This window comes from Lysobacter stagni (assembly GCF_030053425.1).
Lineage (GTDB): Bacteria > Pseudomonadota > Gammaproteobacteria > Xanthomonadales > Xanthomonadaceae > Lysobacter_J > Lysobacter_J stagni.
Genome location: NZ_JASGBI010000001.1, coordinates 1,126,602 through 1,138,904, shown reverse-complemented (window position 1 = coordinate 1,138,904; position 12,303 = coordinate 1,126,602). Strand labels below are relative to the sequence as shown.

15 protein-coding genes are annotated in these 12,303 nt (G+C 67.7%); 8 read left to right on the top strand and 7 right to left on the bottom strand.

From position 1 onward, the window contains the following. Window positions 1–16 precede the first annotated feature (16 nt). From QLQ15_RS05095 to QLQ15_RS05070, 6 genes are all read left to right on the top strand, one after another. Window positions 17–1,027: a sulfate ABC transporter substrate-binding protein gene (locus tag QLQ15_RS05095; protein ID WP_283211759.1), complete on the top strand. Its 1,011-nt coding sequence runs from the start codon at window positions 17–19 to the stop codon at window positions 1,025–1,027. A gap of 174 nt (window positions 1,028–1,201) precedes the next feature. Continuing rightward, on the top strand, window positions 1,202–2,077 hold the full coding sequence (cysT, locus tag QLQ15_RS05090; protein WP_283211758.1) for a sulfate ABC transporter permease subunit CysT: 876 nt from the start codon (window positions 1,202–1,204) through the stop codon (window positions 2,075–2,077). Next, a complete protein-coding gene (gene cysW / locus QLQ15_RS05085) occupies window positions 2,070–2,924 on the top strand; it encodes a sulfate ABC transporter permease subunit CysW (RefSeq protein ID WP_283211757.1) in 855 nt (284 codons plus the stop codon). Before cysT ends, cysW begins: the two co-directional genes overlap by 8 nt. A 142-nt stretch (window positions 2,925–3,066) precedes the next feature. After that, window positions 3,067–4,110: a sulfate/molybdate ABC transporter ATP-binding protein gene (locus tag QLQ15_RS05080; RefSeq protein WP_283213934.1), complete on the top strand. Its 1,044-nt coding sequence runs from the start codon at window positions 3,067–3,069 to the stop codon at window positions 4,108–4,110. A gap of 173 nt (window positions 4,111–4,283) precedes the next feature. Then, window positions 4,284–5,279, top strand: coding sequence for a porphobilinogen synthase (gene hemB, locus QLQ15_RS05075; protein ID WP_283211756.1), 996 nt, complete (start codon window positions 4,284–4,286; stop codon window positions 5,277–5,279). Continuing rightward, window positions 5,266–5,736: a GNAT family N-acetyltransferase gene (locus QLQ15_RS05070; protein ID WP_283211755.1), complete on the top strand. Its 471-nt coding sequence runs from the start codon at window positions 5,266–5,268 to the stop codon at window positions 5,734–5,736. Before hemB ends, QLQ15_RS05070 begins: the two co-directional genes overlap by 14 nt. Window positions 5,737–5,836: 100 nt before the next feature. Here the strand turns inward: QLQ15_RS05070 and QLQ15_RS05065 are convergent, their stop codons facing one another. Together QLQ15_RS05065 and QLQ15_RS05060 are read right to left on the bottom strand one after the other, a co-directional pair. Further along, the gene (locus QLQ15_RS05065) at window positions 5,837–6,067 is read right to left on the bottom strand and encodes a hypothetical protein (protein WP_283211754.1); all 231 of its coding nucleotides are present in this window, start codon (window positions 6,065–6,067) and stop codon (window positions 5,837–5,839) included. A 38-nt stretch (window positions 6,068–6,105) separates the two neighbouring features. Beyond that, complete coding sequence (locus QLQ15_RS05060) at window positions 6,106–7,026, bottom strand: TolB family protein (protein ID WP_432277775.1); 921 nt, start codon at window positions 7,024–7,026, stop codon at window positions 6,106–6,108. Between the two features lie 80 nt (window positions 7,027–7,106). On the opposite strand from QLQ15_RS05060, the gene aroE reads away from it, so the two are divergent. Both aroE and QLQ15_RS05050 read left to right on the top strand, forming a co-directional pair. Beyond that, a complete protein-coding gene (aroE, locus tag QLQ15_RS05055) occupies window positions 7,107–7,949 on the top strand; it encodes a shikimate dehydrogenase (RefSeq protein ID WP_283213932.1) in 843 nt (280 codons plus the stop codon). Window positions 7,950–7,960: 11 nt separating this feature from the next. After that, window positions 7,961–8,221, top strand: coding sequence for a YkgJ family cysteine cluster protein (locus QLQ15_RS05050; RefSeq protein WP_283211753.1), 261 nt, complete (start codon window positions 7,961–7,963; stop codon window positions 8,219–8,221). Between the two features lie 24 nt (window positions 8,222–8,245). Here QLQ15_RS05050 and QLQ15_RS05045 read toward each other — a convergent pair whose 3' ends face one another. The 5 genes from QLQ15_RS05045 to QLQ15_RS05025 form a co-directional block, all read right to left on the bottom strand. Further along, entirely contained in the window at window positions 8,246–8,656 is a 411-nt protein-coding gene (locus QLQ15_RS05045) for a GFA family protein (RefSeq protein WP_283211752.1), read from the bottom strand. 45 nt (window positions 8,657–8,701) lie between these two features. Further along, on the bottom strand, window positions 8,702–9,202 hold the full coding sequence (locus tag QLQ15_RS05040) for an SRPBCC family protein (RefSeq protein ID WP_283211751.1): 501 nt from the start codon (window positions 9,200–9,202) through the stop codon (window positions 8,702–8,704). Then, entirely contained in the window at window positions 9,199–9,528 is a 330-nt protein-coding gene (locus QLQ15_RS05035; RefSeq protein ID WP_283211750.1) for an ArsR/SmtB family transcription factor, read from the bottom strand. Before QLQ15_RS05035 ends, QLQ15_RS05040 begins: the two co-directional genes overlap by 4 nt. 65 nt (window positions 9,529–9,593) lie before the next feature. Next, window positions 9,594–11,420 carry a DUF885 domain-containing protein gene (locus tag QLQ15_RS05030; protein WP_283211749.1) on the bottom strand — a complete coding sequence of 609 codons (1,827 nt, stop codon included), beginning with the start codon at window positions 11,418–11,420 and terminating at the stop codon, window positions 9,594–9,596. A gap of 216 nt (window positions 11,421–11,636) precedes the next feature. Then, window positions 11,637–12,005: a hypothetical protein gene (locus QLQ15_RS05025; RefSeq protein WP_283211748.1), complete on the bottom strand. Its 369-nt coding sequence runs from the start codon at window positions 12,003–12,005 to the stop codon at window positions 11,637–11,639. Window positions 12,006–12,303 lie beyond the last annotated feature (298 nt).

Here is a 12,303-nt window from a genome sequence, read left to right as displayed (position 1 = left end):
CACCAGGGAAAGCGCCATGAAAACCTTTCTTCGCAATGCGTTGTTCGGCCTGTCGGTGATGCTCGCCAGCAGCGCCGCGTTCGCCAAGGACGTGCAGCTGCTCAATGTTTCGTACGACCCGACGCGTGAGTTCTACGCCGACGTCAACCAGACCTTCGCCGCGCAGTGGAAGCAGCAGACCGGCGAAACGCTCACCATCCGCGCCTCGCACGGCGGTTCCGGCAAGCAGGCGCGCGCGGTGATCGACGGCCTGGAGGCCGACGTCGTCACGCTCGCGCTGGCCGCCGACATCGACGCCATCGCCACCAACGGCAAGCTGCTTCCGGCTGACTGGCAGAAGCGCCTGCCGCACAACAGCGCGCCGTACACCTCGACCATCGTGTTCCTGGTGCGCAAGGGCAATCCGAAGCAGATCCGCGACTGGGGCGACCTGGTGAAGCCGGGCATCGGCGTGATCACGCCGAACCCGAAGACCTCCGGCGGTGCGCGCTGGAACTACCTCGCGGCCTGGGCATGGGCGTCGCAGGAATACCGGGACGGTGCGAAGGTCACGGATTACCTCACGCGTCTGTTCAAGAACGTTCCGGTGCTCGACACCGGCGCGCGCGGTGCCACCACCACGTTCGTCGAGCGTGGCATCGGCGACGTGCTGCTGGCGTGGGAGAACGAAGCCCTGCTCACGCTGGCCGATCCCGACACGAGCGCGAAGTTCGAGATCGTCGTGCCCAGCCTGAGCATCAAGGCCGAACCGCCGGTGGCATGGGTCGACAAGAACGTGGACCGCCACGGAACGCGCAAGCAGGCCGAGGCCTACCTGCGCTTCCTGTATACGCCCGAAGGTCAGCGCCTCGCCGCGAAGCACGGGTATCGCCCGGCCGAGCCGGACAAGGTGCCCGCCGCGGACCTGGCACGCTTCCCTGAGGTGAAGCAGGTGACGATCGATGCGGCATTCGGCGGCTGGAAGAAGGCGCAGGCGGAGCATTTCGCCGACGGCGGTTTCTTCGACAAGATCTACCGACCGCGGTGATGGCATGAGCCGCGTGACCGTCAACGTCATCACCCGATCACCGTTTGCCCTGAGCGTAGGCTGCAGGCCGAAGTCGAAGGGTGCGCGGGCTGGCGACGGCATCCTTCGACTCCAGCGCTACGCGCCTACGCTCAGGACGAACGGATGCGCGTCGCAGAAGCGTGAGTACTGGGGATGAGCGCGGTCCTACAGCCCACGTTGCGGGTGATTGCACGCCGCGGACGCCGTCCGCTGCCGGGCTTCGGCCTCAGCCTGGGCCTGGGCCTGGCATGGCTGAGCGTGGTGGTGCTGTTGCCGCTGGCGGCGCTGGCGATCCGCGCGGCAGGCCTGGGCGTGGACGGCTGGCTGCGCGCCATCCAGGACCCACGCGTGCAGGCTTCGCTGAAGCTCAGCTTCGGCGCATCGCTGGTCGCCGCACTGGCGGCGTCCCTCGCCGGCGCGCTGGTGGCGTGGGTGGTGGTGCGCTATCGGTTCCCGGGCCGGCGCCTGCTCGATGCACTGGTCGATCTGCCCTTCGCGCTGCCCACCGCCGTGGCGGGCATCGCGCTCACGGCGATCTACTCGGCCAACGGCTGGGTCGGCCGCTGGCTGGAGCCGTTGGGCCTCAAGATCGCCTACACACCGATCGGCATCGTCATCGCGCTGATCTTCATCGGCTTGCCGTTCGCGGTGCGCACGGTGCAGCCGGTACTGGAAGCGCTGGGCCATGAGCAGGAAGAAGCCGCAGCCTCGCTTGGCGCCTCGCGCCTGACCACACTGCGCCGCGTCGTGCTGCCCGAATTGCTGCCGGCACTGCTGACCGGTTTCTCGCTCGCCTTCGCGCGTGCGCTGGGCGAGTACGGCTCGGTGATCTTCATCGCCGGCAACCTGCCCTATCGCACCGAGATCGCGCCGCTGCTGATCACCATCCGCCTGGAGGAGTACGACTACGCCGGTGCGGTGGCCATCGCCGCGCTGCTGTTGGCGGCGTCGTTCGTATGCCTGCTCGCGATCAACGCGATCCCGTTGTTGTTCGCGCACGAACGCAGGGGAGCCAAGCGCGATGTCTGACGACGCCCGCCACAACCTGCAGGAACCCGCGTGGCTGCGCTGGGCGTTGATCGCGCTGGCGGTGCTGGTGATGGCTGCGCTGGTGGTGCTGCCGCTGGCCATGGTGCTGGGCGCCGCGTTCGGCGACGGCTTTGGTGCGTGGCTGGATGCGCTCACGCAGCCCGACGCGGTCGCCGCGCTCAAGCTCACGCTGTTCACGGTCGCCATCGTCGTTCCGATCAACGGCGTGTTCGGCATGCTCACCGCGTGGTCGGTGACGCGCTTCGACTTCCGCGGCAAGCAGCTGCTGCTGTCGCTGATCGACCTGCCCTTCGCGGTCTCGCCGGTGGTGGCGGGCCTGTGCCTGGTGTTGCTGTTCGGTTCCAGCGGCTGGTTCGCGCAGATCCTGCAGGAACACGACATCAAGATCCTCTTCGCGCGACCCGGCATCGTGCTGGCGACGTTGTTCATCACCTTCCCGTTCGTGGTGCGCGAGCTGATCCCGCTGATGCAGCAGCAAGGCGCGGACGAGGAACTCGCGGCGCGTTCGCTGGGCGCGGGTGCGTGGACGATGTTCTTCCGCGTCACGCTGCCGAACATCAAATGGGGCCTGCTGTACGGCGTGCTCCTGTGTTCGGCGCGTGCGATGGGCGAGTTCGGCGCGGTGTCGGTGGTCTCCGGCCACATCCGCGGGCTGACCAACACGCTGCCGCTGCATATCGAGATCCTCTACAACGAGTTCGACAGCACCGCCGCCTTCGCCGCGGCGTCGCTGCTGACCGGGCTGTCCCTCATCACCCTGATCCTGAAGTTCTGGCTGGAGGCACGCCATGGCGACGCCCTTGCGAAATCCCATCGTCGACATTGACGCGCCCGTCACCGCCGCGGCAACGGACCGCGCCTACCGCACGGCTCCGCCGGGCGTGAGGACCGGCGATTCGACCGCTGGAGCCGACTCTGTCACCCTGCGCGCGTCCGCCGCCCGCGTGCGGCAACCCACCCGGAGCGGCATGGACCTGCACCTGCGCCAGCTCAGCAAGCGCTATTCCGGCGTCGCTGCGCTGGATGGCGTGGACCTGGACGTCGATGCGGGCGAGCTGGTCGCGTTGCTCGGTCCGTCGGGCTCGGGCAAGACCACGCTGCTGCGCGTGATCGCCGGACTGCTGCACCCGGATGCGGGACAGGTGCTGTTCGGGCACAACGACGCCACGCGACTGAGCCTGCGCGAACGCAACGTCGGTTTCGTGTTCCAGCACTACGCGCTGTTCAAGCACATGACCGTGGCCGAGAACATCGCCTTCGGACTGCGCAGCCGCCCGCGCCGCAAGCGTCCCGACAAGGCGACGATCACCCGCCGCGTGAACGAGCTGCTGGGCCTGATCCAGCTGCCGGATTTCGGAGGCCGCTATCCCGAACAGTTGTCTGGCGGGCAGAAGCAGCGCGTGGCGCTGGCGCGTGCGCTGGCGATCGACCCGACGGTGCTGTTGCTGGACGAACCCTTCGGCGCGCTCGATGCGAAGGTGCGTGTCGAACTTCGCCGCTGGCTGCGCGAGCTGCACGAGCGCACCGGGCAGACGACGCTGTTCGTCACGCACGACCAGGAAGAAGCGCTGGAGCTGGCCGACCGCATCGTCGTGCTGCGCGAGGGACGCATCGAACAGGTGGGCACGCCGGACGAGATCTACAGTTCGCCCGCTTCGGCGTACGTGTTCGACTTCATCGGCCGCGCCAACGTGCTGGAAGGGCGCGTGGACGGCGGGCAGTTCCGCCTGCCGGGCCATGCGCTGGCGCTGCCGGTGGAGAACGTGGCCGACGGTCCGGCGCGCCTGTACGCACGTCCGCACGACATCGCCCCGGGCGAGGCCGGCACCGGCTTCGACGCACGCGTGGTCGCGGCGCACAGGCTTGCCGACCGCATCACGCTGGAGCTCACCGCCGACGGGCAGTCGCGACCGGTCGAACTCGACTTCGCCGCGACGCCGGGGCTGACCACGCCCGCGCCGGCCAGCACGGTCGGCCTGTTGCCTTTGCGGTATCGGGTGTATTCGACCTGACATCGTCGCCCCTCCCGCTGCTCGCAGGGGGAGGCTGGGAGGGGTCGAGGCGCGCCAGCGCCGAGCTCGCCGCGAATGCGGCTTCGCAACCCTCCCCGACCTCCCCTGCAGGCAGGGGAGCGAGCATTCCATTCGGGCGGTGGCCAGGGATGACCGGCGTACAATGTCGCGCCATGAGCAGCTACCCCCACGCACGCCCGCGACGGATGCGTCGCGATGAGTTCTCGCGCCGCCTGATGCGCGAGTCGGTCCTCACCACCAACGACCTGATCTACCCGGTCTTCGTGCACGAGCGCGATGGCCGCGAAGCCGTGGCGTCCATGCCCGGCGTGGAACGCCTGTCGATCGACGAGCTGTTGCGCGTGGCCGAACAGGCCGCGGAACTGCGCGTGCCGGCACTGACGCTGTTCGGCGTGCCCGACGTCGCCGGCAAGACCGCAGACGGCGCGATCGCGTGGCGCGAGGACGGCATCGTCCAGCGCGCGGTGCGCGCGCTCAAGCAGCGTTTCCCCGAGCTGGGCGTCATCACCGACGTCGCGCTGGATCCGTACACCACGCACGGCCAGGACGGCCTGATCGACGACACCGGCTACATCCTCAACGACGTCACCGTCGATGCACTCGTGAAGCAGGCGATCTCGCACGCGCAGGCCGGCGCCGACGTGGTCGCGCCCAGCGACATGATGGACGGCCGCATCGGCGCCATCCGCGGCGCGCTGGAAGGCGAAGGCCTGGTCAACACGCGCATCCTCGCCTACAGCGCGAAGTACGCCAGCGCGTACTACGGCCCGTTCCGCAGCGCGGTGGGTTCGGCCGCGGCGCTGGGCAAGGGCAACAAGCACACCTACCAGATGGATCCGGCCAATTCCGATGAAGCGCTGACCGAAGTCGCGCTGGACCTGGACGAAGGCGCCGACATGGTGATGGTGAAGCCGGGCCTGCCGTACCTGGACATCGTGCGTCGCGTGAAGGACGAGTTCCGCGTGCCCACCTACGTCTACCAGGTGAGCGGCGAGTACGCGATGCTCAAGGCCGCCGCGCAGAACGGCTGGCTCGACGAGCGCGCGGCCGCGATGGAAGCGCTGCTCGCGTTCAAGCGCGCCGGTGCCGACGGCGTGCTCACCTACTACGCGCTCGACGCGGCGCGCTGGCTGCGTGAAGGCGCCTGACGGCGTGGGTGACGCGGTGTCGACGTCGGCCACGCTGCGCCGCGCACGCCAGGACGATGCCGCGCAGCTTGCGCGCCTGTCCGCGCAGCTGGGCTATCCGCAGGACGAAGCGGCATTCGCCTCGCGCCTGCGCCGGTTGCTCATCAGTGCCGACCATCCCGTCGTCGTCGCCACCGACGACGACCGTACCTTGCTGGGCTTCATCGCGCTGGAGCGCCGCCTGATGCTGGAAACGGGCGAACGCGTGGAGATCGTCGGCCTGGTGGTCGACGACGCCGCGCGCCGGCGCGGCATCGGCCAGGCGCTGGTGCGTGCGGCGGAAGACTGGGCGCGCGCGATCGGCGTGCCGGAGATGATGGTGCGTTCGAACGTGGTGCGCGCCGAGTCGCATCCGTTCTATGAAGACGCGGGATTCGAACGGGCCAAGACCCAGCACGTCTACCGAAAGCGGCTGTAGGTTCTCTCGCAACACCACGAGTTCCCCGGGAACAGCGCAATGGAGCGACGCGCGTACCGATGCCGCGCGGTGGGGACGTGGACGAGGAGGTGCGAGATCTTCAACCTCTTCTTCGTGTGCCCGCGCGCATCCAGGTGAAGGCAAGAAACGCGCCCAAACCAGCGCCTGCTACAAATCCAATCGCATACCACCCGGCCTTGTCGAGCTGACGATCCAGCAGTGATTGCCCTTTGACGACCCAGTCGTTGGTACTCCACTGCATGGCTTTGCCAAAGAAATACGAACCGATGCATCCCGAGGTCAAGGCAGCGTTGAACAGGCCGCGCGTCATTCCGCGGCTCTCCTTCCGTGGCCGGGAGCGCCGTCTGTTCATCGCACGCAGCCCTCCTTCCCTTCCACGGCCGGCGCTTTCATCCGGTACAGGTCCAGCTTGCCCGCTCGCGGGGCCTTGGCCGCGCCGCTGACCAGCAGTTCACCGGGCTTGTTCCAGTCCAGCGCGGGGCCAAGCGTGGTGGCGTCGTCGGTGTTGAACGACAGCTTCAGCGGGCCTGCATCGTCATAGGCCGCGCCGTCGCAGTGCGCGACGAACAGGCGCACCGGCCGGGTCGCCGGGTCCTGCGAGCGCGCGTAGACGAGCGTGCGCCCATCGCCCAGCCACGCCGCATCGAACTCGTCGGCTTTCGTGTTCACGCCCGGCACGGGCTGGGCGTCTACGAACGCCTTGCCATCCCAGCGCGCGACGAACAGGTCATGGCCACCCTTGCCGCCGTGTCCGTCACTGGCGAACAGCAGGTGTCGGCCGTCGCGCGACGGCGTGGGCGCCCATTCGTCCCCGCGCGTGTTCACACCGCGGCCCAGGTTTTCCGCCGCGCCTACGCTGCCATCGGCCTTGACCGGCGCGCGGTACAGGTCGTCGCCGCCGGCGCCGCCCGGGCGATTAGAGAAGAAATAGAGCCATTGGCCGTCGGCACTGAACAGCGGGTCGAAGTCGTTGGCCGCGGAGTTGACCGAAACCGGCTTCGCGTCCTGCCAGCGGCCGTCCTTCAGGCGCGCCTGCCACAGATCCCAGCCACCGGCACCGCCTTCACGGTCGGTACTGCCCCAGACGATATGCTGGCCGTCCGGACTGACGCTGCCGCGGATCTCGCTGGCTTTGGTCGACACGACGCCCATCCCTTCGATGCCGAATTCGGACAGGAAGGCCGACGCCGGCCCGGACAACACGACACCGACGACGACGCACGTCAGTACACTCGGAACTCCACGCGCCAAGGCCGTCCTGCGTCGCATCGTGCGTCTCCTGTCTTAGTGTTCCCCAGTCTATTCGAGAGCCCGCCGTGTCCAACTTCGCTTCCGTCGCAAATCCGGCCGTGGTCAAGCGGTTCGCCGTCATCGGCCATCCGGTCGCGCATTCGCTGTCGCCACGCATCCATGCCGCGTTCGGCCGACAGACCGGGATCGCGCTGGACTATACGGCGATGGACGCCCCCTCGGAGTCGTTCGATGCCATCCTCGCCGCGTTCGCGGCCGAAGGCGGCGTGGGCGCGAACGTCACGCTGCCGCACAAGGGGCGCGCGGCGTTGGCGTGCCACACGCTGAGCGAGCGCGCGCGTCGCGCCGGCGCGGTCAACACGCTCATCCGCACCGCCACCGGCTGGGAAGGCGACAACACCGACGGCGTGGGGCTGGTTCGCGATCTCACCGAACGCCACGGCCTGGACCTGCGCGCGCGCCGCACGCTGCTGATCGGTGCAGGCGGTGCTGCGCGCGGCGTGGCGCCGTCGCTGCTGGATGCGGGCATCGGCGATCTGTACATCGTCAACCGCACGCCCGAACGCGCAGACGCGCTGGCCGATGCGCTGGCCATGCCCGGCCGCGTGCATCCGCGCTACCTGCGCGACATCGGTTCGCTCGGCACGTTCGACCTGATCATCAACGCCACATCCGCCGCGCGCGATGCCTCGCTGCCGATGCTGCAGGTGGCGCTTGCGAATCCGCGCACTGCCGCGGTGGACCTGAGCTACGGCGAGGTGGCGATCCCGTTCCTCGCGTGGGCACGTGCGGCCGGCGCGCACGACTGCATCGACGGCCTGGGCATGCTGGTCGAGCAGGCGGCCGAAAGCTTCCAGCGCTGGCACGGCGTCCGCCCGGAAACGGACGAGATCTACGAGACCCTGCGCGAACATCGCGCGGAGCTGGTCACCGCCGATTGAGCCACACCGTCATGGACTGCCGCGCCCACTGCGGCGCGTGCTGCATCGCGCCGTCGATCACTTCGCCCATTCCCGGCATGCCGCACGGCAAACCCGCGGGCATGCCGTGCGTGCAACTGGACGATGATTACCGGTGCCGACTCTTCGGCAGGCCGGAACGCCCGGCCTTCTGCGCCTCGTTGCGACCGACGATGGAGATGTGCGGCGCATCGCGCGAGGCGGCGATGACGACGCTGGCCGAGCTGGAACGGATGACCGCTCCGCAGGCCTGAGCCGCACGCGGTTCGCCGGGACGATCAGCCCGGCATCTTCTGGAAGACCGGAATGGCCGGGTCGAGGTGGTCCCATGCGTGGCCGCGCATCGCGTACGTCACCGCCTGGGGCCGGTAGCGCCCGGGGTCGTCCAGGCTTGCGGCATGCACGGTGAACACGCCGGGCATCGCCGCGAAGGTCATGTAGACCGGCGAGCCGCAGAGGGGACAGAACGCGCGCGTCTTCACGTTGCCGCTGTCGGCGACGATGTCCCAGTGCGTTGCGCTGCCTTCCAGCGTGACGCCATCGCGCGGAAACGTCAGGTACGACCCGTGTCCCGTGCCGCTCTGGTGCTGGCAATCGCGGCACTGGCAATCGTTCATGAAGACCGGCTCGCCGCTGATCTCGTAGCGGATCGCGCCGCAGGCGCAGCCGCCGGTGTAGGCCTGGCTCATGGTGTGGCTTCCTGTGTGAAAAGCAGCGGTGCCGACGGCGATGGATCAGTGCCGCGTCGCGTGGTCGTGCGATGCGGGCAGCGCGTCCGCATCGCCCGCGACAGCGTCCAGATTGCGCACCACCTTCTTCCAGCCCTCGCTCATGTTGCGGAAGGCCGTGTCGTTCTTCGGCAGCACGAAGCCCGAATGCACCAGGCGCACGCGCGTGCCGTGGTCGGCTTTAACCAGCGTCCAGGTCACCACCGTGTCCAGCGGCGCGCCATAGCCCAGGTTGTCCGAATGACCGCCGCGCCAGCGATAGCTCAGGCGCTCGCAGGGCACCACGTCCAGCACCTGGCAATGGATGAGGCCATCCCACTCACCGGCTGGCGTCGTCTGGAACGTGAAGCGATTGCCGACCACCGGTTCGAAGCCGCGCGGCGCCATCATCCAGCGCGCGATCAGATCGCCCGTGGTCAACGCCTTCCAGATCGTCTCCGACGCATGCGGAAACACCTCGTCGAGCACGATGGACTGAGTGTCTGGCTCCCGCCGTTGATCGTTCATGGATCGATGTCCTTGAGTAGCGCGCGCAGGTCGGCGAAGCGCTCGCGCCAGAAGACGCCGTAATGGCTCATCCAGTCGACCAGCGGCGCCAGGCCATCGGGTTGCGCGCGGTAATAGACGTTGCGCCCTTCGGGGCGCTCGATGACCAGCCCCGCTTGTTTCAGCGACTTCAGATGCTGTGAGATCGCGCCCTGCGTCACCCCGCTGCCGCGGGTGAGTTCGGCAACGCTGATCTCGTCCACATCGACGACGCGTTCGAACACGGCACGCCGCGTCGGATCGGCCAGGGCACGCATGACGGCGGTGAGGGCGGCGGGTTCAGTCATGGCCACACATTAGCCATGACTTATTCATTAGTCAATGCTAATTCTTACCGCCGGGAATCAGGATGTCACTTCACGGAAAGGGCCACTCCCTTCCGCATCGCCGGGATGAACTGCTCACGCACCGCCTTGGCCAGCAGGTCCGGCGGCAACAGGCCCTGGTCGAGCAGGAAGTTGTTGAACGCCAGCCGGTCGAACTTGTCGCCCAGCGCCAGTTCGGTCTCCATGCGCAGCTCGAGGATGCGGCTGTAGCCATAGAAGTAGGCTCCCGCCTGCCCTGGCGAGTTGAAGGTGTAGCGGTCGAGTTCCTGTTTGGTCATGGCCTCCGACAGACCGACCTTCTCGCGCAGGATGCGACCGGCGTCTTCACGGTCGATCTGGCCCAGGTTGATCATCGGATCGAGCATCGCGCGCGCCGCACGCATCAGGCGGAACTGCAGCGCGATCAGCTGTCCGTCCAGCGGTTCGTAGGGAACCATCTCCGCTTCGGCGTACAACGCCCAGCCTTCGACGTTGACCGAGTTGAACGCGAACATCGTGCGCGCCAGTGAGACACCGCGCTCGATCATCGCGGTGAACTGAAGTTCGTGTCCCGGGCGACCTTCGTGTGCGGAGAGCGTCCAGCGCGCTGCATCGAAGTTGAAATCGTCGTACTGCAGCGCTTTGCCGCCCGCCGTCGCCAGCGACACCGGCAACACGAACTGGCCCTGCTGGCCGGTGTTGCCGACCAGCGGCGCCGGCAGCAGGTGCGGGGCCGACACCACCGCGGATTCGGCCTCGCTGCCCAGGCGCATCACCATCGGGCGGTTCGGCACGTCGACGATGCGTTCCCTGCGGATGATCGGATCGATCGCATCGATGACCGTACGGTAGCGCCCCACGAGCTGGTCATTGGCAATCGCATCCTGCTTGAGCGCACGCACAACGGCCACGTAGTCGTGCGGATCGGCGACCTCCAGCCCGTGCGCTTTCGCCACCAGTGGCGCGAGCTGCGCCATCGCCGCGCGTGTCTCCATGAACTCCACCTGCGCGCGGCGGACCAGCAACTGCGGGTCGATGTCGACGCCGATCTGCCTGAGCTGGTTGGCGTACAGCGGCGGCGGCAGGCGGGTGTCGGTGCGTGCCTGCGGCAGGACGGTCGTGCGCATCCATTGGCCATAGTCCTTCAGCTGCGTTTCCATCGCGGCCAGCGCGGCATCGGCGCCGGGCACGTGATGCTTCCCGAACAGATCACGGATGCCGGCGACGTAGGTGTCGACGTTCTCCAGCGCCTGCTCGACTTCCAGCTTCGTGGGACGCAGCAGCGTGCGGTCTTCGACACGCTCCGCATAGCGCGCCTTGGCGAGTTCGGTGAGGGGAGTCGTCTCCTTGCCCTGGCCGACGTAGTTCTTCAGGCGTTCGAGTGCGAGTGCGCGGCGCTCGGGTGGGGTCTGGTCGGACAGCAGGGTGCGCACGCCGTTGAACACGATCTGCGGCGCGTCACGCCAGGGCAGCGTCAGTTGCTCGTTGAGCGCACTGGTCGCGACCGCCTCGTCGGCAGCGCGGATCATGATTTCCAGATCCTGGCGCACGTTCGCATCGCGCTCGGAGGCACGCCTGGATTCGAGCGCATCGCGGGCACGCGTGGTGTCCGCACGGAAGCGGGCGGCGAACGCCGGCTTCAAGTCGGTGACGAGCGTGTCGTAGCCGGGCACGCCCATGAACGACATGTCCTCGGGCGCGAACGGAGCCTGCGCGTCAAGCAGGATCCGGGCGTACTCGTTGCTCTTTCCTACCCACGACGGCGGCGCGGGTGTCGCGGCGGCGGCTTTGCTGGCAGCGCCGGCAGCAAACACAGGCGTGCTCGCGAATGTGGCAAGGGAAAGTGCGATCGCGAGGGTCAGCGGTCTGGTCATGGGGCATCGGGTCGGAGAGTCGTGATGGAACGAGAATGCGAGCGACCTCTCGCCGTCGGCCAGCGCCGAAGGTCATACGGACTTCCTGCGACGCCCCGCCACGCAGCTGCCGCTGATCTGCAACTGTGATCGGTTGCTCGTCAGTACGACAGCCAACGTGGCACTTCCACATCGAGCTCAAACGCAGCGACGGATGCTGCGTTTGCCGACAGGGGCCTACCTGAGAACGCGCGTGCTGGTTTCGAACTTCTCCAGCATCCCGCTGCGGAACGTGAAGCGAAGCTGGACGGCCACGGGATGTCCCGACGTTCCGCCCTTCGATGCCGGGTCGTCGGCGAGGCAGTCGGAGACGGGTGGCTTGAGGGAGGAATCGAAACACTCGAGCGTCATGCCATGACGGGCGACCAGTGCATCCACCCGATCCTTTCCGGTCCCCACCGGCGTCTCGCGCGCCACGGTGTCTTGCCAGAACTTGCCCCGCTCCTCCAGGTTCCCCCGACTGAACATTCCGTCCAGAAGACCGGTGCTGCGCAGGAGGAATACACCAACGACCGCAATAACCAGATATGCGATTGCCTTGTTCATGCGTTTCGTCCCCTGTGATGTGATCGAGCCGACTCCTGAAGGAGTTACCGATTGACTACACCCGACGACCGCGCGCCGCACGCGGACATGGCGTTGCGGCCGTGCGTTGGACGCACGGAAACGGGCTTCTTCGACTACCCCCGACGACGAAGCGTAGCCGCTTCGGGTCTCCAGCGGACATTAGCATCGCAGGGCGGCGCGACGGCCGATGTCACCTGATCCTCGTGCAGATAGAACGCGTGGTCGCCGCCTCTCGGGCCGAACCATCCGGAGAGCATGCCGACAGGCCAGGCATCCT

Excerpts from the sequence above, each read along its gene's own strand:
- QLQ15_RS05095 (WP_283211759.1), top strand. The coding sequence starts at position 17 with ATGAAAACCTTTCTTCGCAATGCGTTGTTCGGCCTGTCGGTGATGCTC.
- cysT (WP_283211758.1), top strand. The coding sequence starts at position 1,202 with ATGAGCGCGGTCCTACAGCCCACGTTGCGGGTGATTGCACGCCGCGGA.
- cysW (WP_283211757.1), top strand. The coding sequence starts at position 2,070 with ATGTCTGACGACGCCCGCCACAACCTGCAGGAACCCGCGTGGCTGCGC.
- QLQ15_RS05080 (WP_283213934.1), top strand. The coding sequence starts at position 3,067 with ATGGACCTGCACCTGCGCCAGCTCAGCAAGCGCTATTCCGGCGTCGCT.
- hemB (WP_283211756.1), top strand. The coding sequence starts at position 4,284 with ATGAGCAGCTACCCCCACGCACGCCCGCGACGGATGCGTCGCGATGAG.
- QLQ15_RS05065 (WP_283211754.1), bottom strand. The coding sequence starts at position 6,067 with ATGACGCGCGGCCTGTTCAACGCTGCCTTGACCTCGGGATGCATCGGT.
- QLQ15_RS05060 (WP_432277775.1), bottom strand. The coding sequence starts at position 7,026 with ATGCGACGCAGGACGGCCTTGGCGCGTGGAGTTCCGAGTGTACTGACG.
- QLQ15_RS05050 (WP_283211753.1), top strand. The coding sequence starts at position 7,961 with ATGGACTGCCGCGCCCACTGCGGCGCGTGCTGCATCGCGCCGTCGATC.
- QLQ15_RS05045 (WP_283211752.1), bottom strand. The coding sequence starts at position 8,656 with ATGAGCCAGGCCTACACCGGCGGCTGCGCCTGCGGCGCGATCCGCTAC.
- QLQ15_RS05040 (WP_283211751.1), bottom strand. The coding sequence starts at position 9,202 with ATGAACGATCAACGGCGGGAGCCAGACACTCAGTCCATCGTGCTCGAC.
- QLQ15_RS05035 (WP_283211750.1), bottom strand. The coding sequence starts at position 9,528 with ATGACTGAACCCGCCGCCCTCACCGCCGTCATGCGTGCCCTGGCCGAT.
- QLQ15_RS05030 (WP_283211749.1), bottom strand. The coding sequence starts at position 11,420 with ATGACCAGACCGCTGACCCTCGCGATCGCACTTTCCCTTGCCACATTC.
- QLQ15_RS05025 (WP_283211748.1), bottom strand. The coding sequence starts at position 12,005 with ATGAACAAGGCAATCGCATATCTGGTTATTGCGGTCGTTGGTGTATTC.